This window comes from Thalassiella azotivora, assembly GCF_054781695.1.
This window is the reverse complement of sequence record NZ_BAAGTX010000019.1, coordinates 60,161-83,162: the sequence shown is the minus strand read 5'-3', so window position 1 is coordinate 83,162 and position 23,002 is coordinate 60,161. Positions and strand designations below refer to the sequence as shown.

The 23,002-nt window shown below is 75.1% G+C and carries 15 protein-coding genes; 9 read left to right on the top strand and 6 right to left on the bottom strand.

The window, feature by feature from the left end:
• Nucleotides 1-127: 127 nt before the first annotated feature.
• The 8 genes from ACYVQV_RS13940 to ACYVQV_RS13905 all read left to right on the top strand — a co-directional run bounded on the left by ACYVQV_RS13940 (nucleotide 128) and on the right by ACYVQV_RS13905 (nucleotide 12,606).
• The gene (locus ACYVQV_RS13940) at nucleotides 128-799 is read left to right on the top strand and encodes a 50S ribosomal protein L25/general stress protein Ctc (protein ID WP_461023907.1); all 672 of its coding nucleotides are present in this window, start codon (nucleotides 128-130) and stop codon (nucleotides 797-799) included.
• Nucleotides 800-1,006: 207 nt separating this feature from the next.
• The gene (gene pth, locus ACYVQV_RS13935; protein WP_461023906.1) at nucleotides 1,007-1,606 is read left to right on the top strand and encodes an aminoacyl-tRNA hydrolase; all 600 of its coding nucleotides are present in this window, start codon (nucleotides 1,007-1,009) and stop codon (nucleotides 1,604-1,606) included.
• 195 nt (nucleotides 1,607-1,801) lie between these two features.
• Nucleotides 1,802-3,475, top strand: coding sequence for a sugar transferase (locus ACYVQV_RS13930; protein ID WP_461023905.1), 1,674 nt, complete (start codon nucleotides 1,802-1,804; stop codon nucleotides 3,473-3,475).
• A 40-nt stretch (nucleotides 3,476-3,515) separates the two neighbouring features.
• A complete protein-coding gene (locus ACYVQV_RS13925) occupies nucleotides 3,516-4,784 on the top strand; it encodes a DUF1972 domain-containing protein (protein WP_461023904.1) in 1,269 nt (422 codons plus the stop codon).
• On the top strand, nucleotides 4,781-5,566 hold the full coding sequence (locus ACYVQV_RS13920; RefSeq protein ID WP_461023903.1) for a CDP-alcohol phosphatidyltransferase family protein: 786 nt from the start codon (nucleotides 4,781-4,783) through the stop codon (nucleotides 5,564-5,566). The genes ACYVQV_RS13925 and ACYVQV_RS13920 overlap by 4 nt, the downstream gene beginning before the upstream one ends.
• A complete protein-coding gene (locus ACYVQV_RS13915; RefSeq protein WP_461023902.1) occupies nucleotides 5,563-6,222 on the top strand; it encodes a hypothetical protein in 660 nt (219 codons plus the stop codon). Before ACYVQV_RS13920 ends, ACYVQV_RS13915 begins: the two co-directional genes overlap by 4 nt.
• Nucleotides 6,223-6,367: 145 nt before the next feature.
• Nucleotides 6,368-9,910, top strand: coding sequence for a PKD domain-containing protein (locus ACYVQV_RS13910; protein ID WP_461023901.1), 3,543 nt, complete (start codon nucleotides 6,368-6,370; stop codon nucleotides 9,908-9,910).
• A 305-nt stretch (nucleotides 9,911-10,215) separates the two neighbouring features.
• Complete coding sequence (locus tag ACYVQV_RS13905) at nucleotides 10,216-12,606, top strand: polysaccharide biosynthesis tyrosine autokinase (RefSeq protein ID WP_461023900.1); 2,391 nt, start codon at nucleotides 10,216-10,218, stop codon at nucleotides 12,604-12,606.
• 1,471 nt (nucleotides 12,607-14,077) lie between these two features.
• Here ACYVQV_RS13905 and ACYVQV_RS13900 read toward each other — a convergent pair.
• The 6 genes from ACYVQV_RS13900 to ACYVQV_RS13875 form a co-directional block, all read right to left on the bottom strand.
• The gene (locus ACYVQV_RS13900) at nucleotides 14,078-15,076 is read right to left on the bottom strand and encodes a glycosyltransferase family 2 protein (protein ID WP_461023899.1); all 999 of its coding nucleotides are present in this window, start codon (nucleotides 15,074-15,076) and stop codon (nucleotides 14,078-14,080) included.
• Nucleotides 15,073-16,230: a glycosyltransferase gene (locus ACYVQV_RS13895; RefSeq protein ID WP_461023898.1), complete on the bottom strand. Its 1,158-nt coding sequence runs from the start codon at nucleotides 16,228-16,230 to the stop codon at nucleotides 15,073-15,075. Before ACYVQV_RS13895 ends, ACYVQV_RS13900 begins: the two co-directional genes overlap by 4 nt.
• Nucleotides 16,227-17,768, bottom strand: a complete 1,542-nt coding sequence (locus ACYVQV_RS13890; protein ID WP_461023897.1) for an oligosaccharide flippase family protein — start codon at nucleotides 17,766-17,768, stop codon at nucleotides 16,227-16,229. Before ACYVQV_RS13890 ends, ACYVQV_RS13895 begins: the two co-directional genes overlap by 4 nt.
• The gene (locus ACYVQV_RS13885; protein ID WP_461023896.1) at nucleotides 17,761-18,930 is read right to left on the bottom strand and encodes a glycosyltransferase family 4 protein; all 1,170 of its coding nucleotides are present in this window, start codon (nucleotides 18,928-18,930) and stop codon (nucleotides 17,761-17,763) included. The genes ACYVQV_RS13890 and ACYVQV_RS13885 overlap by 8 nt, the downstream gene beginning before the upstream one ends.
• A 148-nt stretch (nucleotides 18,931-19,078) precedes the next feature.
• A complete protein-coding gene (locus tag ACYVQV_RS13880) occupies nucleotides 19,079-19,558 on the bottom strand; it encodes an adenylyltransferase/cytidyltransferase family protein (protein WP_461023895.1) in 480 nt (159 codons plus the stop codon).
• A 13-nt stretch (nucleotides 19,559-19,571) separates the two neighbouring features.
• Nucleotides 19,572-19,976 (bottom strand): adenylyltransferase/cytidyltransferase family protein, encoded by a 405-nt coding sequence (locus ACYVQV_RS13875; protein WP_461023894.1) that lies wholly within the window; start codon nucleotides 19,974-19,976, stop codon nucleotides 19,572-19,574.
• Nucleotides 19,977-20,311: 335 nt separating this feature from the next.
• On the opposite strand from ACYVQV_RS13875, the gene ACYVQV_RS13870 reads away from it, so the two are divergent.
• Nucleotides 20,312-23,002, top strand: a complete 2,691-nt coding sequence (locus ACYVQV_RS13870) for a right-handed parallel beta-helix repeat-containing protein (protein ID WP_461023893.1) — start codon at nucleotides 20,312-20,314, stop codon at nucleotides 23,000-23,002.

Genomic DNA, 23,002 nt, shown 5'->3' with positions numbered 1-23,002 from the left:
CGCACCCCGGGCCCGTGCCGTCCGTGATCGACGCGGTGGTCCTGCGACCGCGCCGTGCCGCGTCCCACGTCGAGGCAGGAGATCCGCCCGACGTCCTTCCCCAGACTGACTGCACAGGAGCCTTCGCGTGTCCGAGACCAAGCTGACCGCCGAGAACCGCACCGAGTTCGGCAAGGGCGCCGCCCGCCGGATCCGTCGCGCCGACAAGATCCCCGCCGTCGTGTACGGCCACGGCGAGGCGCCGCGCCACATCACCCTGCCCGGGCACGACACGATGCTCGCGCTCAAGCACAGCAACGCCCTGCTCGCGGTCGCCATCGAGGGGGAGGGCGAGGTCCTCGCGCTCGCCAAGGACGTCCAGCGCGACCCGGTGAAGCGCTTCATCGAGCACGTCGACCTCGTCGTCGTCCGCCGCGGCGAGAAGGTCGAGGTGGAGGTCCCGGTGCACGTGACCGGCGACGCGGCCCCCGAGACGGTCGTCACGGTGGACCACCAGACGCTGCTCGTCGAGGCGGAGGCCACCCACCTGCCGGAGCAGGTCGAGGTCTCCGTCGAGGGCGCGGAGGCAGGCACGCTCGTCCACGCCTCCGACGTGGTCCTGCCCGACGGCGTCACGCTCGTCACCGACCCCGAGGCCCTGGTCGTCAACGTCTCCGCCCAGGTGACCGCGGAGGCCCTGGAGTCCGAGCTGACCGAGGCCGAGGCCGAGGCCGGGATCGAGCACGAGGCGCCGGAGTCCGCCGAGGCCGCCGAGTCGGGCGCGCCGGGCGAGTCGGGTGAGACCGCCGCCCAGGAGTGAGCGAGCCGGCGCCGTCCGGCGCCGGACCCGGGTCCCCGCGGACCCGTACCGCCGACGGGGCGTCCCAGCACGGGACGCCCCGTCGGCCGTCGCGGGCGGTGGCTGGTCGGGCAGACTGGGCGGCGACTGGTGCGCGACGTGGTGCGCGACGAGACCACGCACCTAGCACACGACCCTGACGACTGACGCGTGGCCGAGGAGGACCCGGTGGACGACGGCACGTGGCTGGTGGTGGGCCTGGGCAACCCCGGTCCCCGCTACGCCGGGACGCGGCACAACGTCGGGCAGATGGTGCTCGACGAGCTGGCCGACCGGGTCGGCGCGTCCTTCCGGGCCCACAAGGTGCAGGCCGCCGTCGCCGAGGGGCGGCTCGGGGTGCTGCCGGGCGGCAGGCCGGGGCCGAGGGTGGTGCTCGCCAAGCCCGCGACGTTCATGAACGTCAGCGGCGGCCCGGTGGCCGGGCTGGTCCGCTTCTTCTCCGTCGACCCGACGCGGGTGGCGCTCGTGCACGACGAGCTCGACCTCCCCTTCGGCACGCTGCGGCTCAAGCGCGGCGGTGGTGAGGGCGGGCACAACGGGCTGCGTGACGTCACCAAGGCGCTCGGTACGAAGGACTACGTGCGGGCGCGCGTCGGCATCGGCCGCCCGCCCGGCCGGATGGACCCTGCCGACTACGTGCTGCGCGACTTCTCCACCGTCGAGCGCAAGGAGCTGCCGTTCCTGCTCGGCGACGCCGCGGACGCCGTCGAGCTCGTCGTCGCCGCCGGCCTGGAGGCGGCGCAGCAGACGGTCCACGCCCCGGCCTGACCGGCTCGAGGCGAGGCGGCAGTCGGCACGGAAGGTGACCGGACGGGGGCAGTTCGTGGTCGCCCTCCCGTGATCGGGTGCCCACCGGTCACCGGATGTCGGAAACCGGCCGCCCTGCGTTCTCCGGGTGGATACGCTGCGTGAGCCCTGGAGGGGCACCGACGGGGGTCGGTCGACGAGTGTGGGGGCAGACGAGTGGACGCGAGCACGAGCGGGCGTGTCGACGACGTCGGGCTGGCAGCCGCCGGTGCCGACGTCGTCATCGACCTGGACGCCGGGACGCGCACCGTGGGGGTGCCGGGGCAGCCGCACCCGACGGAGGCGGACCGTGCCCACCCGGAGACCGGCGTGCAGGCCCGGGTGCGCGAGCGCAGACGCCATCCCGTGGCGCACCGGGCGTCCTGGGGCGAACCGCAGCCGTTCGAGTGGCAGCGGGCCCGGCGTCGCGGTGCGGTCGGCACACCCGTCGAGGCGGCTGCCGCCCGGCGCGCCCGGTGGAGCCGTCCCCTGGTCGGCAGGGTGCTGGCCAGCGACGCGCTGGTGGCGACGGGGACGGTCGCGCTGACGATGGTCTCCCTGCCGCAGACGCGGCCGTGGACGGTCCCGGGTGCCCTCCTCGCCGCAGCGCTGTGGGTCGCGACCGTCCACGTCAACCGCGGGTACGACTCGCGACGCCTCGGCGACGGGCCCGAGGAGTTCCAGTCGGTGCTGCGCAGCGCCGTGATCCTGGTCGGCTCCTTCGCCGTGCTCTCCTACGCGCTGCAGGTCTCGGTGCCGCGCCGCGACGTGCTCCTCGCCGTCCCCGTGGTGGCCTTCCTCTCCTGCGTCGTCCGCTACAGCTGGCGCCACTGGCTGCGTCGTCGCCGCCAGCAGGGCGACGCCACCCTGCGGACCCTCATCGTCGGCGACCCGACGGCGGTCAACGACCTCTCCGCGAACCTGCGTCGCGACTGGCACCACGGGCTCGAGATCGTCGGCGCGTGCGTCCCCGTGCCGTCGATGGCGGTCGCCGAGGTGACGAAGGCGCCGCTGCTCGGAGCCGTCGCCGAGGTCCCCCAGGTCGTCGTCGACCACGACGTGGACAGCGTCATCGTCGTCGGCCCCGCGCTGAGCGGCACGCCGCTGCGCCGGCTGTCGTGGGCGCTCGAGGACACCGGCGCCGACCTGCTGGTGGCGCCCGGGCTGGTGGAGATGACCGGTCCCAGCGTGACCCTGCGCCCGACGGCCGGCCTGTCCCTGCTGCACGTCGAGCGGCCGGCCGCCCACACGGGACGGCTGCTCGGCAAGGCGGTCCTCGACCGGACGCTCGGCGTGGTCGCCCTGGGGTGCGCCCTCCCGGTCATCGCCGTGGCCGCCGTGCTCGTCCGGCTCACGAGCCCCGGTCCGGCGTTCTTCGCCCAGACGAGGGTGGGGATCGACGGTCGGCGGTTCACCATGTGGAAGCTGCGGAGCATGACCGTCGACGCCGAGGCGCGGCGGGCCGAGATCGAGCACCTCGACGAGCGCGACGGCCTGATGTTCAAGATGCGCGAGGACCCCAGGGTCACCCGGGTGGGCCGGGTCCTGCGCCGGTACTCCCTCGACGAGCTGCCGCAGCTGTGGAACGTCGTGCGCGGCGACATGTCGCTCGTCGGGCCCCGCCCGCCCCTGCTCGCCGAGTACGAGCAGTACCGGGACGCCGTGCACCGGCGGCTGCGGGTGCGACCCGGCCTGACCGGCCTGTGGCAGGTGAGCGGTCGCGCGGACCTGCCGTGGGACGAGTCCGTCCGGCTCGACCTGCGCTACGTCGACAACTGGTCGCTGGCGATGGACCTGCTGATCCTCTGGAAGACCGCTCGGGTCGTGGTCCGCGGCGGCGGCGCGTACTGACGCGCTGCCGACCCGACCGAGGCACTGACGAGAGGACGACATGCGGATCGCACTGGTGGGCACGCGCGGGGTGCCCGCCCGCTACGGAGGCTTCGAGACCTGCGTGGAGGAGGTGGGCTCCCGGCTGGCCGCCGGCGGGCACGACGTCACCGTCTACTGCCGTCCGGTGGCGGGTGAGCCGCGCGCGGCGACCCACCGCGGGATGCGGCTGGTCCACCTGCCGGCCCTGCCCAAGCGGTCCCTGGAGACGTTGAGCCACACCGCGTTGTCGGTGGGCCACCTGCTCCCCGCCGGCACCGACGCGGCGGTCGTCTTCAACGCCGCCAACGCGCCGTTCCTGCCCGTCCTGCGGGCGCGGCGCGTCCCCGTCGCGACGCACGTGGACGGCCTGGAGTGGCGGCGCGCCAAGTGGGGTCCGGCAGGGCGGCGCTACTACCGCACCGCGGAGGCGCTGGCGGTGCGCTGGTCCGACGCCCTCGTCGCCGACGCGCAGGGGATCGCGGACTACTACCGCGACGAGTTCGCCGCCCCGACCCGTCTGATCAGCTACGGCGCTCCGCCGGTCGCGGACCGGCGTCCCGACCGCCTGCGCGAGCTCGGCCTCGAGCCCGGTCGCTACCACCTCGTGGTGGCGCGGTTCGAACCCGAGAACCACGTGCACCTGGCGGTCGCCGGCCACGTCGCCAGCCGCGCCCGGCTGCCGCTCGTCGTCGTCGGCTCCGCCCCGTACGCCGACGAGTACACCCGCCGCGTGCACGCGCTCGCCGACGACCGGGTGCGCTTCCTCGGCGGGGTGTGGGACGCCGACCTGCTCGACCAGCTCTACGCGCACGCGCTCACGTACGTGCACGGGCACTCCGTCGGTGGCACCAACCCCTCGCTGCTGCGCGCCCTCGGCGCGGGCGCGCCCACGCTGGCCTTCGACGTGCCGTTCAACCGCGAGGTGGCCGGCCCGGCGGGCCGGTGGTTCACGACCTCGCAGGACCTGGCCCACCTGCTGGAGCGGGCCGAGGCCGAGTCCGGCGACCTCGAGCGCCGTCGCGACCTGGCACTGGCCCAGGCGTCCCGCTACGACTGGGACGACGTGGCGGCACGCTACGAGCAGCTCTGCGAGGACCTCGCAGCGAGACGGCTGCCCCGCCGGCGTCCGTCGGGACGCCGCAGGGCGTCCGGCAGCGCGCCGGCGGTGGAGGCGGACGGCACCGGCCGGGACGCCAGCGGGACGCGCGGCACGGGCGGTACCGACGGCTCGGGCGGTAGCGACGGCGTGGACGAGGCACCGCACCAGGTGCAGGAGGGGACCCGATGAGCTCGACGGTGGTGCCGGAGGAGTGGCAGGACCGCCCTCGCTACGGCGACGTGGTGCGCAGGCTGTCCGCGGCGCAGAAGTCCGGCAAGGGAGCCCCGGCCTACTCGCGGTACGTCAACCGCTGGATGGGCCGCCGTTTCGCGGCGGCGGCCTACCTGGCGGGGCTGCGTCCCAACCAGGTCACGGTCGTCAGCGCCGCGTTCTCGTTCGCCGCGATCGCGGTGCTGGTGCTGGTCCCGGTGTCGTGGTGGTCCGGGCTGCTGGTCGCGACCGGCCTGGTGCTGGGCTACGCCCTCGACGCGGCGGACGGCCAGCTGGCCCGGCTGCGCGGTGGCGGGTCGGTGTCGGGTGAGTGGCTCGACCACATGATCGACTGCGTCAAGATCTCCAGCCTGCACCTCGCGGTCGCGGTCGCCCTCTACCGGTTCACGGACCTGTCGACACCCTGGCTCCTCGTCCCGCTGGGCTACGCCGTCGTGGGCGCGGCGTCGTTCTTCGGGCAGATCCTCAACGAGCAGCTGCGCCGCAACGCGGGCGTCGAGAAGCCGGTCGGTCCGGACGTCGTGCCCGCGTCGATGCTGCGGTCCCTGGCCAAGGTGCCGCTCGACTACGGCGTGCTGTGCCTCGTCTTCGTGCTGCTGGGTGCTCCTCCGCTCTTCCTCGCCGCGTACGGCCTGATGCTCACGGCGGCGACGGGGTACCTGCTGCTGGCGTGGGTCGCGTGGTTCCGCAGCATGCGCGCCGTGGACGCCCACCTGGCCGAGCAGCGAGGGTCCCGGTGACCCGCGCGCGTCCGCGTCGCCGTCCGGGCCCGCGGCCCCCGCGTGCCCGGAGGGTCGTCGCGCTGGCACTGGCGACGGTCGTCATGGCCGGCGCCTGCAGCGGGGACCGCGACGAGGCCGCGGACGCGGCCGCACGCGAGGACGGCGGGCAGGAGGTGAGCGCGCCCACCTCATCGCAGCCCACGCCGACGGCCGCCCTGGTGCCGGTCCCCCCGCCGTCGGGCGAGGGTGACCTCGGAGTCGTGCCCGAGCAGGGCCAGCCGACGCTCGAGCCCCGGCCCATCGACCAGGCGGCCGACCTCGGCGACGGGCTCACGGTGCGGGTCGCGCAGGTGTCGTCGGTCCAGGTGCGCGGCCAGGGGCCGGGGGAGCTCAGCGGTCCCGCGGTCGCCGTCACCGTGCAGGTGGACAACGCCTCCTCCGTCCCGCTCGACGTCCCCGGCGTCACCGTGACGCTCGCCTACGGGGACACGGAGGCGACCCCGTCGTCGGCCGAGCCGGCGGCGCCGGCCGTGGGCCCGGTGCCCGCGGGGGGCTCGGTCACGGGCACCTACGTCTTCCTCGTCCCCGAGGAGCAGCGCTCGTCCGTGCTGGTCCGCGTCGGCCTCGCGGGGTCACGCCCCGTAGTCGTCTTCACCGGCAGCGCGACCGGCTGACGCCCGCGGGTGACGCTGCGTCCACCGCGAGCCGCCGGATCGCCGGTTCTGGTCACGTCGACGGTCATCCTCGGTTACCGTCGCCGACGGAGGGGTCCCGCCGGGTAGGCGGGAGCCGTGGTGACGAGTGACCGGGGTTCAGAGCATGCACGCAGTGGGGTGGGGTCGGGCCCGCAGGGCCGTCGGCCTGGCGGTGACGACGGCGGTGCTCGCCACCGGCCTGGCGGCGGTGGCCGCGCCCGCGGCGGTGGCGGACAGCGCGCCGCTCGACCCGGCGCAGGCGCCGACGGTGGCCGCCGACGCGCTGCCGACCGTGCAGGTGAACGGCGTCGTCTGGTCCCAGGTCGTGGTCGGCAACGCGGTCTGGGCGACCGGCGGCTTCACGACGGCCCGGCCCGCCGGCTCCGCGCCCGGCCAGAACGAGGTCGACCGCCGCAACGTCATCGTCTACGACATCCGCACCGGCCAGCGCGACACCTCCTTCACCGAGTGGCTGAACGCCACCGGCCAGGTCGTCGCCGCGAGCCCCGACGGCTCCCGCGTCTACGTCGGGGGCGACTTCACCTCCGCGAGCGGGGTGCGGCACGAGCGGATCGTCGCCTTCGACACGGCCACCGGGCGCGTCGTCCACAGTTTCGACGCCCACCTCGACGCGCGCGTCAGCGCGATCGCCGCCACGAACGACACCGTGTACGTCGGGGGCAGCTTCCTGTCCGCGAACGGCGTCTCCCGCACGCGGCTCGCCGCCTTCCGCGCCTCGGACGGCGCCCTGCTCAACTGGGCCCCGACCGCGCAGAACCAGCCCGTGCAGTCGATGGTGCTCAGCCCGGACGCGTCGACGCTCTACGTCGGCGGCAAGTTCAGCGGCCTCAACGGCAACAACGTCAAGGGTCTCGGGGCGGTGGACCCGGTCACCGGCGCGACCAAGCCGCTGCCCGTGGCGAACGTCGTCCGCAACGGCGGCGAGGCGGGCGGCATCACGAGCCTGACCGTCGACGGCGACAACCTGTACGGCACCGGCTTCACCTTCGGGTCCCTCGCGGTGGGCAACTTCGAGGGCGTCTTCGCCGCGAGGCTGTCCGACGGCGAGCTCGACTGGATCGTCGACTGCCACGGCGACCACTACAGCAGCATGGCGATCGGCGAGGTCGTCTACGCGGCCGGTCACGCGCACTACTGCGGCAACGTCGACTCGTTCAGCCAGACCCAGCCGTGGCGGTTCGACCGCGCGCTGGCGTTCAGCAAGGACGCGACCGGCACGGTGATGTCGAACGCGATGGACCGCAGCCGCTACTACGACTTCGGCGGCCTGCCGCGGCCCACGACCCTGCACTGGTACCCCTACATGGACGCCGGCACCTACACCGGCCAGAACCAGGGCCCGTGGTCGGTCACCGGCAACGCGGACTACGTCGCCTACGGCGGCGAGTTCACGCGGACGAACCAGTACGCCCAGCAGGGTCTGGTGCGGTTCGCCCGCACCGGCCTGGCGCCCAACGCGATCGGCCCGCAGTCCGGGTCGACGCTGACGCCGACCGTGGAGACGCTGACGCCGGGGACCGCCCGGGTCGCCTGGCAGACGTCCTGGGACTACGACAACCGCTCGCTGACCTACCGGGTCGTGCGCAACGGCCAGGTCGGCAGCCCGATCCACACGGTCACCGTCGACTCCACGCTGTACGACCGTCCGTGGCTGTCGTTCACCGACACCGGCCTGACGCCGGGTACGACGTACGCGTACCGGATCTACGTGACCGACGCGCTCGGCAACGAGAACCGCGGCAGCACCGTGACCCACACCGTGGGCGCGGGCGCCGAGCGCGGCGCCTACGCGCAGCGGGTCGCCGCTGACGGCGCCCGACACCACTGGCGGTTCGGCGAGTCGAGCGGCACGGCCCGCGACTGGGGCAGCGCCGGCGATGACGCGGCCGTCGGCTCGGGCGTGACCCGCTCCGTGGACGGTGCGATCGTCGGGGACGCCGACCGGGCAGCCCGCTTCGGCGGCTCGTCCAGCAGCGCGTCGTCGTCCGCGGGTGCCGTGATGTCCCCGCAGGTGTTCTCCGTCGAGGCGTGGTTCCGCACCTCGAGCACCGCCGGCGGCGGGATCATCGGCTTCGGCAACGACCGCACCGGCAGCAGCGACTACGCCGACCGCAGCGTGTTCGTCGACAGCGGGGGTCGCGTGAGCTTCGGGGTGTTCCCCGGCATCCGGCGCACCATCCGCAGCGGGCAGGTGTACCGGGACAACCAGTGGCACCACGTCGTGGCCACCCTCGGCCCCGACGGCCAGCGGCTCTACGTCGACGGCCAGCTCGTCGCCCAGGACGCGAGCAGCACCACCGCGCTGCCGGTGACGGGGCACTGGCGGATCGGTGGGGACAACCTCAACGGCTTCGCCAACCGGCCGAGCAGCTCCTACCTCAACGGCTCGATCGACGAGGTGGCGGTCTACGACGGTGTCCTGACGCCGCAGCAGGTGGCGGCGCACCACGCGCTGGGCCGCGGTCAGACGCCCGCGAACACCGCCCCGACGGCGGCGTTCACCGCCCAGGCGGAGCACCTCTCGGTCTCCTTCGACGCCACCGGGTCGACCGACGTGGACGGCGCCGTGCAGGGCTACGCGTGGACGTTCGGGGACGGCGGCACCGCGACCGGTCCCACGCCGAAGCACGACTATGCGGCGGCGGGCAGCTACGACGTGACCCTCACCGTGACCGACGACGACGGCGCGAGCTCGTCGTCCACCCAGACGGTCACGGTGACCGAGCCGCCGCCGAACCAGCCGCCGGCCGCGGCGTTCACGGCCCAGCCCACCGACCTGACGGTCGTGCTCGACGGCCAGGGGTCGACCGACGCCGACGGGACCGTGCAGTCCTGGTCCTGGGACCTCGGCGACGGCAACAGCGCCTCGGGTGCGACGACCACGCACACCTACACGGCCGCCGGCACGTACGACGTCACCCTGACGGTCACGGACGACGACGGCGCCACGGCGCAGCTCACCCAGCAGGTCCAGGTGACCGACCCGCCCGCGGGGCAGGCGTACGCGCAGGACGGATTCGAGCGGACGTTCGTCAACGGCTGGGGCCTGACCGACACCGGCGGGGCCTGGGCGCTGTCCGGGGGGTCCGCCAGCCACTACCAGGTCGCCGACGGGCGCGGTCACACGATCGTCCCGCTGGCGGGTCAGACGCGGTCGGTGTACCTGGACACGTTCCAGCAGGCCTCGACCGAGACGCGGCTGACGGTGACCCTCGACAAGGAGCAGACCGGTGGCGGGACGTACGTCTCGGTCATCGGGCGACGGGTCGTCGGCACCGGGGACTACCGGCTCAAGCTGCGGTACCTGCCCGGTGGTTCGGTGATCGCCTCGCTGGTCGCCGTGCGCGGTGGGGAGAACACGCTCGCCTCCGCCGTGGTGCCGGGTCTGAACGCCACCCCCGGTCAGCCGGTCTCGGTCCGGCTGCAGGTCAGCGGCACCGAGCCGACGCTGATGAACGCCAAGGTGTGGGACGCGGCCACGGCAGAGCCGCAGGACTGGACGGTGACGGCCACCGACGCGACGGCGGCGCTGCAGCAGCCCGGGTCCATCGGGATGCAGGCCTACGTCTCGGGGTCGGCGACGAACGCGCCGATCACGGTGTCGTACGACGACCTGTGGGTCGGCACGCTCGGCGGCCCGCAGTAGCGCGACCGCTCCGACGGCACGGCCACCACGGCACGGCCACCACGGCACGGCTGCCACGGGGACGACGACGCGACGGCGCCGCCCGGGGGACGACCCCGGGCGGCGCCGTCGCCCGTCCGCGACGAGCACGTTCGGTGACGATTCGTCACTCGGCCGGTGGTTCGGTTCGTGAGGACCCGGCCGCCCGGGGCCCGAGCGCCTACGCTGGAGCGGTCGAGGGCGCTGCGCACTCGACGTGGCAGTGACCGGGACGGGGGACTGCGGGTGGAGCCAGGTGCTCGCGAGGTCGAGGAGGGTGGGGGCCGATGAGCCTGCGCGACTACGTGGCCGTGCTGCGTCGCCGGTGGGTCGTGGTCGTCGCGACCCTCCTCGTGTGCCTGCTCGGCGCTCTCGGTGTGACGCTGACCAGTGAACCGGTGTACCGCGCGCAGGCCACCACCTTCGTCACGATGGGCTCGTCCGACGAGTCGGGGACCCTGCTGCAGGGCTCGCAGTTCGCGCTGCAGCGGGTGAAGTCGTACACGGACGTGGTGCACAGCCCCGACGTCCTCGAGCCCGTCATCCGCGAGCTCGGCCTCGACGCCTCGGTCGGTGAGCTCCGCGGTCGCGTGCAGGCCATCAACCCCGCGGACACGGTGCTCATCGACATCAGCGCCACGAGCGACGACCCGGCGGAGGCGGCCGCGCTCGCCAACGCCGTGACGGTGCGCTTCGCCGCCGTCATCGAGCGGCTGGAGACACCGCGTGAGGGCGGCGCCTCACCGGTGAAGGTCACCGTCACCATCCCGGCCGGAGAGCCCTCCGCCCCCGTCTCGCCCCGCCCGTCGCTGAACCTCGTCCTCGCGCTGGCTCTCGGCGTCGGCCTCGGATCCGGCCTGGCGCTGCTGCGCGAGCAGCTCGACACCTCCGTGCGCACCGCCGAGGAGATCACCCGGCTGACGTCCGCCGGGCCGCTGGGGATGGTCGACGTCGACCCGCAGGCCTCGAAGCGCCCTCTCGTCGTCCTCGAGCCGGACAACAGCCGGGCGGAGGCGTACCGGACGATCCGCACGAACCTGCAGTTCGTGGACGTCGACAACCCCCCGCGCCGCTTCGTCGTCACGTCCGCGGTGCAGGGAGAGGGCAAGTCGACGACCACGTGCAACCTCGCGGTCACGCTCGCCCAGGGCGGGCGCCGGGTCTGCGTGGTGGACGCCGACCTCCGCCGTCCGCGGGTGGCCGACCTCCTCGGCGTCGAGGGGGCGGTCGGGCTGAGCAACGTCCTGGCCGGTCAGCACGACGTCGAGGACGTGCTCGTCCCGTGGCACGGCGGCCTGCTGACGGTCCTGCCCGCCGGCACCTGCCCTCCCAACCCGAGTGAGCTGCTGGGCTCGCAGCACATGTCCGACCTGCTCGGAGAGCTGTCGGACCAGTTCGACGTCCTGGTCGTGGACAGCCCGCCGCTGCTGCCGGTGAGTGACGCGGTCATCCTGGCCGAGGCGACGGACGGCGCGGTGCTCGTGGTGCGGCACGGCTCGACGAGCCGCGAGCAGGTGGCGACGGCCGTCGGCTCGCTGCGCACGGTGGGCGCCGGGCTGATCGGCACCGTGATGACCTTCGTGCCGCGCCGTCGCGGACGCGCCTACCGCACGTACCGCTACGAACCCACCCACCCGTCGACGGGTGCCGCGGGCAAGGGGCCGTCGCGCGGACGGCGCGGCGGAGGCGACGCGCCGGCCGCGGAGCCACGGACCGGGCTCCGGCCGGCCGCTCCCACCATCCTCCCGGCGCTCGACGGTCCGGCTCGCGAGCGCGCGGCGCACGGCGGCCCGGGGCAGGAGGGCCCGGGGCAGGAGGGCCCGGTGCAGGAGAGCCCGCGGCGGGACCTCCCGGCGGACCCGACCGGGGCCCGTGACGGGTCGCCCGACGGCGTGCCGCACTCCACCGAGCCCGCACCCGGGGGCGGGCTCCACGAGCTGCTCGCCGACGTCGCCCAGCGGTCCGAGCCCCTCCCCCCGGGTGGTGCCCGGCCACGGCGCGCCCGGCCGTCACGCGTCGAGCGGCGAGTGAGCTCGTTCCTGGGGTCGCCGCGCCGTCGACGTGAGGACGAGCAGGCCGTCGCGGACCGGCACGGTGCGTCGGAGGCCGAGGCGGACGAGGACGCGAGGCCGGAGCACGGCACGTCGGCCGCGGAGCCCGAGGGCGGCGGACCCGGCGGGGACGCCACCGCCGGGGGAGCCGCCGGGGACAGCGCCCCCGGTGACAGCGCCTCCGGTGTCAGCGCCTCCGGTGTCAGCGCCTCCGGTGTCAGCGCCTCCGGGGACAGCGCCTCCGCGGGCAACGCCTCCGGGGACAGCGCCGCCGACGGCGCAGCCGGTGACGGTGCGGCCGATGACCGTGCGGCCGGGGGAGGGCGGGGCGTGACGCCCCCGCCGACGGCCGGCCGTCCGTCCGGCACCGTCCGCTCCGCTGCCGACAGCCCCTCGGCTCAGGGTGCTCCGGTTCGCCGGCCGGAGGATGCCGCGCCAGGCGGACCCTCCGACCGCCGCGCCCCCGAGGCCGCGCCACCGGACGACGACCTGCGCGACGCACCGTCGCGTGACGACGCGGCCCCACGCGACGACGCGCCGCCGGCGGCGACCCCGCCCGTCGACGGCCTCGTGCCCGCGCCGGAGCTCGTCTGGTCCGAGTTCGCCGTCCGGTCCCGCGAGGACTGACCCGTCACGGGGCGGTCGGGCGGCCCGTCGTCGCCCGCCGTGGTCGGTCGTGCGAGGGCCAGGCCGAGGACCGTGAAGAGCAGGACGGTCGCCGACGGCCACAGCAGCACGTCGAACACCATCATCGTGCCGACGACGCACGCCAGCGCGGGCCGCGCCCCCGCGGACCCCTTGACCAGGCCGGTGACCAGCAGGGCGACCAGCACCCCGAGGCCGAGCAGCCCGCCCTGGGAGAGCATCAGGACGAACTGGTTGTCCACGGCGGCGAAGCCGTCGTTCTGCAGCAGTCCCTCGGCCATCACCCGGGTCGTGGAGCCGTAGCCGTTGCCGAGCAGCACGGTGTCCATGTCCTGCCACAGCAGCAGCCGGCCCACCGCCTGGAGCGCGCCGACGCGGTGCAGCCACGAGCCGCTCGCGGCGATCTCGTCGACGCGGCCCGCGACGTCCACCGCCGACGCGAGCAGCAGCACGGTCGCCACGGTCAGCGCGCTCGTCGCGGTGATGGCGCGGGCCGGGGTCATCCGCCGCCCGGACATCAGCAGCAGCACGACCAGGGCCATCAGCAGCGAGGTCCGGGCGCCGGCGGCGACCAGCCCGGCCAGCAACGTCCCCTGCACGGCCCACCGGTGCAGCGGCCGGGACGCCGCCAGCGTCCGGGTGGCGAGCGCGACGCCGACGACGAGGAGCATGCCGAGCGGCAGCGGGTGCCCGAGCGTGCCCTGGGAGCGGTCGACGCCCCCGAGCAGCTCGTTGGTCAGCGGCACGACCTGGCCGCCGGAGCCTCGTTGGGCGGGCGCCCACAGGTGCTCCGGGAGGAGCCACGGCTCGACCAGCGCGAGCACCGACTGCACGACCGCGAGCGCGACCACGACCGCGGCGACCTGGCGCCGTCCCTGGTCGTCGAGCGAACCGGCCACGAGCAGCGCCGGCAGACCGGCCACGGAGACCAGCGCGAGGGCCACCAGGCCGCTGGACCCCTCGCCCAGGAGCGTCGCGGCGGCCAGGGAACCGAGCAGGAGCACCGACAGCACCGTCCCGCGGGGGAGGTCGCGACTCGCCGTCGTGAGGGTGCCGAGGGCCCCGAGGACGGCGGTGCCGGCCAGCACCAGCATGAGCAGCCGGCCGTCCCCGACGCGCGTGACCGGTACCGCCAGGAACACCGTCGCCGTCGCCGTCGCCACGACGACCCCGCGCGTGCGCGGGGTGCGTGCGAGGGCGACCGCTGCGAGCGCCGTCCCGACGACCCCGGCGACGAGCAGGAGCGCCGCCGCGGGAGCGGCGTAGGCGCAGCCCACGAAAGCCGCGGACACCACCACCGCCGCCACCACGGGCCACCGGGCGGCACCCCCGCGGACGCCGACCTCCTCCCCACCCGGCCACCCGGTCGGCGTGTGCTGCGACGCGTCCGAGCCCGCACCCGCCGGCTCGTGACGGGCCGCGGTCGGGTGCCGGCGGGCGGGGGCGTCGGCGCTCACCGACGGGGCCGCCGCAGCAGCCGTCGGCCCTCGGGCCGCCGGTACTCGTGGTAGACGTAGCCGAAGGCGCCCGTGAGCATCCCGCCGCCGCGGGCGACGAGGCGCAGGCCACGGGCCTGGTGCACGCTGGACCGGCGCAGGACGCCCCAGGTGGCCCGCCCGGCGCCCGCGAGCAGCCGCCCCCCGCCCTCGGCCGCCAGGGCCGCTCGGGTGCGGGTCCGCTGCAGCGGGGTGCGTGCGAGCGCCAGCGAGACCCGGCTCCAGGAGTTGCCGCCGCGCAGGGCGCGTCGCAGCACCCACGAGGCGGTCGCCCGCTGCGGCGGGACCTGGTCGACCACCATCGCGTCCGCGCACCACACGAGCCGCCCACCACGTCCGGTGAGCTGCCGGCTGAACAGCGTGTCCGAGCCGCCGCTGATGCCGAACTCGACGTCGAAGCGGACGCCGAGCCGTCGCACCGCGTGCAGGTCCAGCAGCAGGTTGTTCGTGGCGGCGACGTCCACGGGGGCGCCGGTCCGCAGGCGCCTGCGGTCGAAGAAGCGCCCGGCCTGCACCCACGCGCTCGGCTCGGTGACGAACTCGGACACGACGGGACCCACGACGCCGGCGCTGCCGGGGTGCGCGTCGAACGTGGTGAGCATGGCGGTCAGCCAGTCGGGCGTGGGGCGCTCGTCGTCGTCGATGAAGAGCAGGACGTCGTCGTCGGCCGCCTCGTCCAGGGCGCGGTTGCGGGCGGCGGCGATGCCGGGCGTGGCCTCGTGGACGTACGTGACACGAGGCAGCGCGGCGTGCTCGACGGCCTCCCGCGCGCTGGCACCGGGGTCGTTGTCCACGACCAGGACGCGGGACGGCGGCGTCGTCGCCCCGGTCTGCCGGACGAGCTCGGGCAGCAGGCCGAGCAGCTCGTCCACCCGCAGGTAGGTGAGCACGGCGACGACCACCGAGCGCTCACCACCGCGGCTGGTGGTGACGGAGGCGGTGGCGGGTGCGGTCACGGGGTCACCTTCCTCGGGAAGACGTGGTCCGGCAGGGGCCCCGGCACGGCACCACCCGTGCGGAGCAGGTCGTCGACGACCGCGCCGAGGACCGGTGCGACGCTCTCCACCGAGAACGTCGCGAGGGCACGTTCGTGCGCCCGTCGTCCGAGCTCCTCGCGGCGCGCCGGGTCGGTGAGGGAGGCCAGCGCCGCGGTCAGCCCGTCGACGTCGCCCGGACGCACGAGCAGGCCGGTGCCGTCGAGGGCCCAGGCGATGGGGCCGACGTCCGAGGCGACCACGGCGGCGCCGGCCATCATGGCGTCGACGAGCTTGGCCGGCAGCTGCAACGGCGCCCACCCGCCGCTCAGGCTGGGGACGGCCACGACGTCCGCGGACGCCACGAGCTCGCGGCCGCGTTCGAGGGTGGTGGTGCCGAGCCAGGTCTCCCAGGGGGCGGCGTCCGCGGGGGCGTCCGCCGTCACCTCGAGCCGGAAGCCCCGGTCGGCGAGCCGGCCCACGGCGACGCGCAGGACGTCGAGTCCCTTGTGTCCCCGCGGGGAGCCGACGAACCGGACCACCGGGGTGCCGGTCGTCGCGCGCTCGCGGTACGGCGCGGCCGGCCGGACGTGCGGGACCACGCTGCCGCCGTAGACGGCCTGCAGGCCGGGGTTGCTGACCAGCGTCGGAGTCCGCAGCGCCTCCTCCTTGAGGCGGAGCAGCCGGCGGTACCGGGGCCGCAGCACGCGTCGGGCCAGACGCTCGTACCACGGCAGCCACGTGGTGCGGACCTCGATGTCGGGGTCGTCGACGTCCAGCAGGAGAGGGCGGCCGAGCTCCTCGCGCAGGGCCAGCCCGAGCCCGAAGCTGTTCTCGACCGGCTTGACCGCCACGAGCAGGTCCGACCAGCGGGCGAGCTCGCCGACCTCGGTGCCCGGCCGGCCGTCGACGGGGGCAGGCACGCGGCGGCAGTCCTGCGCGAAGGCGGTCCCGGCGAGGGGAGCCCAGACCCGCTCGCCCGTGACGGAGGCGACGCGCACGTCGTAGCCGAGGTGCCGTGCCAGCAGCCACAGGCAGTACGTCCGCCCCAGCGAGTTGTTGTCCAGGTTGGGGGTGAGCAGCAGCAGCCGCGGCGTGGGGCTCCCGCCCGACGCGCCGGCCGGCCGGGCGGTCACGACGGCACCGCCGGGGTGGCGGGGCGAGGCGGTCCGGCCGGTGCGGGACGCCGCGCCCGCCGGGCGGCGCGCAGCCCCGCGAGCGCGGCCACCGTGCTGCGGCGGTGGACGGTCCCCAGCACCAGCGCGAGGACCAGGCAGAAGGCCGGGACGCCGGCGAGCAGGGTCAGCGGTGGCGACCAGCCGGCGAGGGAGACGAGGAGGTAGCCGCCGGCCGCCCACGCGCTGGCGTGCAGGGCCGGCAGGACGGCCGCCAGCTGGTCCCTGACCCTCACCCCCGTCAGCCGTCGCTGGATCCCCAGCATCACGGGGGTCACGGCGAGCCCGGCGACGGCGTACCCCACCGCGACACCGAGCACCCCGAAGGCCAGCCCGACGACCACCCCGGTCGTCTGGACCCCCGTGGACAGCACCTCGAACCGCAGGGCCGTGCCGCCGCGCCCCAGGCCCTTCATCAGCGACGGGGTCACGTACATGACCGTCTCCCGGGCCCCGGCGAGCGCCAGCACGGCGACGAGCGGCGCCGCGGGCAGCCACTGCGGACCGAGGACGACGGTGACGAGGTCCCAGGCGGCCGCGGCGGCGAGGGCCATCGGCGGCACGGCCGCCAGCGACAGCAGCCGGGTGGTGGTCAACAGCGTCGACCGCAGCTGGTCGCGGTCGCCCGCCATCCGCGCGAAGGCCGGGAACATGACCCGGTTGACCGTCTGCCCGACGAGCTGCACCGGCAGGACGAGGACCCGGTAGGCCATGCCGTAGAACGCCAGCGGGCCGGCCCCGAGGAACCGGCCGACCAGCACGTTGTCGAGGTTGCGGGAGAGGTAGGCGATGCCGTTGGTGGCGAAGACCTGGGCGCTGAACCCCAGCGAGGGCGCCAGCTCCCGCAGCCTCGGGCTGGGCAGGGGGCCGCGGGCCGCGGCCAGGAGCACGGCGGCGACGACGAGGTCGGTGGTGACGGTCTGCACCACCAGGGAGGTGACGCCGGCCCCCTGCACGGCGGCGACGAGGCCGGTCACGCACCCGGCCGCCGCGCCGGCGACGTCGGCCGCTCCCACGGGCCGGAAGCGCAGGTCCCTGGACAGCAGGGCCCGGGGGGCGATGGCCGCCGCCTTGAGCAGCAGGGCGGGGGCGAGCAGGAGGAGCACGCCCGCCAGGTCGGGTGCCGAGAAGAACCCGGCGACGGGGCCCGCGGCGACGACGGTGAGGAGGGCGAGCAGCACCGCCGTGGCCAGGTTCACGGTGGCCGTGGCGCCGGCCGCACGCGCCGTCAGCACCGGTCGCTGGACGAGGGCTGCCGACAGGCCCTGGTCGAGCAGCAGCGCGGTGAACGTGACGTAGATCGTGGCCATGCTGACGACGCCGAAGCTCTCCGGGCCCAGGACCCGGGCCAGCACCACGGCGAAGAGCAGCTGGAACACCTGGCGGCCGGCGACCGAGACGCCGCTCCAGGCGACCGCCGAGGCCCCGCGGCCACCACCCAGGACGCTGGGTGCGCGTGCGACCGCGGGGTCGACGCCGTCCCCGGTCGCGTCAGGCACGGCCCGGACCCGCCGGCCGGGGGGAGCCGCGCCGCACCCGCGCCACGACGTCGGCGACGCGCTCGCGGTACGTCTGCGGGGAGTACAGCTCGCGGGCGCGGTCCCGGTCGCGGGTCGCGGCCTCCCGCACGGCCGGCCAGTCCGCGACGACCGCGCGGACCGCGTCGGCGAGACGCGCGGGGTCGCCCGGGGGGACCGTGCGGGCGGAGGTCATCCCGTCGGTGGCCTCGAGCAGCCCGGACGTCGCGCTGGCGACGACGGGTCGGCGGGCCAGCACGCCCTCGACGGCGGTGTTGCCGAACGGCTCGTCGACGCGGGACGGGACGAGGAGGACGTCGCAGTCGGCGAGGTGGCCCCACACGTCGGGGTGGAAACCGTGCAGCCGCACCGCGTCCCCCAGCCCGAGGTCGGCCACCAGCGACCGCAGCGACTCCTCGTACCACTCGTAGCCCTCGAAGACGGCGCCGACGACGTCCAGCCGCGCGGGGACGCCGGACCGGCGGAGCTCGTGGACCGCGCGGACCGCGACGTCCACGCCCTTGCGCTCGGAGAGGCGGCCCAGGTAGAGCAGCCGCACCTCGCCGTCGAGCGACTCGCGGGCCGGTGGCGGGTCGGACGGCCCGGGGACGCCGTTGTGGACGACGAGGGTCCGGGCGGCGAGGCGCGGTAGCGCGCCGGTCAGCACGCCGCGGCTGTAGCTGCTGTTGCACACCACGGTGCGGGCCAGCAGCAGCGGAGCGGCCAGGAGGCGACGCACGAGCGGTCGGGCGGCGCCCTCGGCCTCGTGCACGTGGCAGACGACCGGGGCCCCCAGCAGCCGGGCGACCGGGAGCCAGAGGGGCACCGTGACGGTGTTGACCAGCACGGCGTCCGGGGCCACCGACCGCACGAGCCGGACGGCCGGGACGACGGCCCGGGCGGCTGCCACGGCGAGACGCACCAGGCCGGTGGGGGACAGGTAGCTCTTGCGCAGCACCGGTGTCGGCGTCGTCACGACCCGCGCGCCGGCGTCGGTCAGGAGCGCGACCAGCGGCCCGTGCTCGGGGATGGTGACGACCACGTCGTCGCCGGCGTGGCGCAGCCCGCGGACGGTCTCGACGAGCACGCGGTCGGACCCGTAGAGCTCGCTGCCCGGGTGGGCGACGAGGACGGTGCTCGCCATGCGTTCGCGTGCCTCCTCCGGGACGTGGTCGCCGGTCCCTCCAGGGCGACGGCGAGGCCTGTCCCCACCCCCGGGTCGAGGGTAGTCGTCCCGGTGGCCCCGGGGGGCCGGCTCCGAGGATCCCGACGCGAGCGGTGCGTGGCTCTCGTCACGCGTCGCGGCGCGGGTCCGGCTCGACGTGCGCGGCAGCGGCGCGAGCGGTGACAGGGGCGTCGGCGGCCGGCTCGCCCAGCGCCTCGCGCAGCCTCGCGCTGGAGGTGTGGCGCGTGTAGGGGAAGTACACGACGTCGACGGGCAGCGGCGCGAACGTCCGCTCGAGCTCCTCACCGCGGGGGCTGCCCGGCCAGTCGCCGCCCTTGTACACGACGTCGAACCGCACCTGGTCCCACAGGGCCCGGAAGTCCGTGGTCATCCGGCCGATGGCGACGTCGACGACGCGCATCGAGCGCACGATCGCCAGCCGCTCCTCGAACGGCACGGCGGGCCGCCGGCCGGTCAGCTCGAGCGCGACGTCGTCGGAGGCGACCGCGACGACGAGCTGGTCGCAGTCGAGCCGGGACCGCCGGATGACGTTCAGGTGGCCGACGTGGAAGAGGTCGAAGACCCCGGACGTGAACCCGACCCTCACGGTGCCCTGCCCCTCACTCGTCGAACACCTGCCGGCGCAGGGTGGTGCTCGAGGTGTGCTGCGTGTACGGGAAGTAGACGACGTCGACGTCGACCGAGCGGAAGTCGGCCTCGATGGCCGTCCAGGCGGGCGTGCCCTTCCAGTCGTCGCCGACGAACACGACGTCGAACTTCAGGTTGTTCCACGCCTCGAGCTTGTCCATGGTCGCCTGCGGGACGACGTCGTCGACGTAGCGCACGTTCTGCACGATCTCCATGCGCTCGAGCAGGGGGACGATCGGCCGGCGGCCCTTGCGGGACTCGACGAGCTCGTCCGTGGTGACGCCGACGATGAGGTAGTCGCAGCCCTCGCGCGCCCTGCGCAGGATGTTCAGGTGCCCGACGTGGAACATGTCGTACACGCCGGTGGTGTAACCCACGACCCTGCCCACCGCCGACCTCCCTCGCCCGCGTCTCCTCGGGCACCGCGGACCCGAGCGGCCCGGTCGTCCCCTGCCCGGTGAGTATGTCGGACCCGCTCGTGGCCTGAGGGCATCCCGGGGAGACGAGCCCCATGACGACGCTGCGTGATCTTCCAGCGCGCGTGCTCGTGCGTGAAGTGTGACGTGGATCACTCTCCAGAAGGCGTATCGCGTCACCGAAGTTAACTGTGAGTGATCGCTCGATTACTCCAAGAGAAGGACCAGTCCTCAGGGCCCGCGGTGACCGCGTCGATGCCCTGGGAGCGGTCCCCCCCACGAGAGATCGGTTCACCATGCGTCGTCACGTCCCCGGTCAGACCTGCGCCGAGACGCCCTCCGCGTCGCGGCGGATGGTCCGGCCGACCGCGTTCCTGGCGGCCGCGGCCCTCACGGCCGTCGGCCTCACCGCGGTGGCAGCCGTCCCCGCCTCGGCGGCCCGTGCGGCCTGCCCCGACGCCCCCGTGCGGGCGCAGGCCCCGCAGCCCCCCGCGACCGGGCTCGGCCAGGTGCCGGTCGAGGGTGAGCGCCTGCTCGACACGCGCAACGGCCTGGGGACCGGCGGCGCCTGCCTCGTGGCCCCCGGCTCGCGCCTCGACGTCGACGTCCTCGGTCGCGGCGGGGTGCCGGCGTCCGGCGTCGCCGCCGTCCAGCTCAACCTCACCGCCGTGGGCACCAGCGCCCACAGCTGGGTCGCGGCGGTGCCGGGCGGCGCCCCGCACGAGCAGACCTCCAGCCTCACGACGGTCCCCGGCGAGACGCGGGCCGCGATGGTCACCGTCCCGGTCGGCCCTGACGGCACCGTCACCCTCGTGACCGGCGGCGGCTCCGCCGACCTGCTCGTCGACGTCCTGGGCTACTACCCCGCGGACGGCAGCGGCCAGCGCCTGCGGTTGACCGAGGCCTTCCGGGCGAGTGACCGGCGCAGCGCGGGCTGGTCGCCCGTCTCCGTCGCGTCCCCCGAGGGGACCGGCTCGGCCGTCCTCAACGTCACCGTCGACCAGCCGGCGGACCCGGTCTACGTCAGCGTCGTCCCCGGTCGCGTGGCGGGGGGCACGACGCCCGGCACCTCCACGGCCAACAGCGTGCCAGGGCGGACGGTCGCCAACTCCGCCGTCACCCGGCTCGCGGACGGGTCCGTCAGCCTCTTCGCCTCCACCCCGGTGCGCAGCATCGTCGACGTCGTCGGCTACCACGGCGAGGAGGGGGCGGCCTACCACCCGCTGACCCCCAGCCGCGTGGTCGACAGCCGGCGCGGCACGGGCGCGTCCCGCCTGCAGGGTGCGCGCCCCCAGTCCGTGCAGCTGACCGGTCGCGCCGGCGTCCCGGCAGGCGCGGGCGCCGTGCTGGCCACCGTGACCCTCGCCGGCACCGACCGCAGCACGCACCTGACCGTGTGGCCCGACGGTGCCGCCAAGCCACCGACGTCGGCCGTCAACGGCCGTCCCGAGGGCGCCGCCGCCAACCTCGTCACGATCCCGCTCGACGACGCCGGCCGCGCCGCCTTCGAGCTCGGGTCCGGGTCCAGCGACGTCGTCGTCGACGTCCTGGGCTGGTACGACGCCGCGGAGGTGCTGCCCGCCCCCGAGGCCCCCGAGACCACCGACAGCACCACGTCCACCCGGACGCCGCTGAACCCGCAGCCCGGCAAGGGCGTCGCCGTGGCGACCGGCACCACCTTCACCGACGGCCGGGTCGCGATGGCCTTCCACCTGGACTCGCTGCCCACCGCCGGCGCCCTGTACCTCGGCGGTCACCTGCGGATGACCGGGACCCGGGACGGTTACCGACCCCGGCTGAAGGTCCTCCCGGACGGCTCGCTGCGCCTGGACGTGCGCCGCGTCGCGAGCGGCGTCGAGCAGGTCGTGGGCACCGAGGTCGTGCTGCCCGCGAAGGTCAAGCCCGGTCAGACGCTGCACTTCGAGGCCGAGCTGAACGGCACGAGCACCGTGTCCCTGCGGTCCCGGGCGTGGACGGCCGGGACGAGCCGCCCCGACTGGCAGCTGCGCCAGACCCACACCGGCAGCGGCGTGGTCTCCACCGCCGGTGACTCGGGCCTGTGGGCCTACCTGTCGAGCTCGTCCGCCCCGGTCGCCGCCTCCTACAGCGGCCTGGTCGGCACGCCGGTCGCGGCTCCTGCACCCACCCCGACGCCCACTCCGACGCCCACCCCCGCGCCGGCTCCGGCGCCCGGGACCGTCAAGCCGGGCCCCGACAACACCGGCGTCCCGGCGGGCACGTCGCTGCGGGTGCACCAGGGCGACCTGGTCCTCAACACGCCCGGTCAGGTCGTCGACGGCCTGGACGTGCGCGGCTTCGTGCGGGTGTCCGCCCCGAACGTCACGGTGCGCCGCTCCATCATCCGCGGCGGTCCGGCGGTGCGGGTCGAGGGCGTCGTGACCGTGAACCCCACCGCCACGAACTTCGTGATCGAGGACAGTGAGGTCTACCCCTCGCAGCCGTCGGTGAAGCTCGACGGCATCAAGGGCGCGAACTTCACCGCGCGGCGGGTGCACGTGCACGGCGGCGTGGACAACATCAAGGTCCACGGCAGCAACGTGCTGATCGAGAGCTCCTACCTGCACGACCAGCACTACTACGCCTCGGACCCGCTGCAGAACGGCGGCCCGACGCACAACGACGCCCTGCAGGTGCTGGGTGGCGACAACATCCGCGCGGTGGGCAACACCATCATCAGCCGCAAGGAGCTCAACGCCGCCGTCCAGGTGACCCAGGACTTCGCGCCGGTGACCCGGATGCAGCTCGACCGCAACTGGATCTCCGGTGGCGGGTGCAGCGTCAACGTCAACCACAAGAAGCTGGCCGACCTGTACGGCGTCACGATGCGCGACAACGTGTTCGCCCGCACCAGCACCCGCTACTCCAACTGCGGGATCATCCTGACCACCAAGGCCTACCCGACGCTGTCGGGGAACCGCTACGACGACGGCACCGCGGTGACGCCGAAGTACATGGCCCCCAGCTGA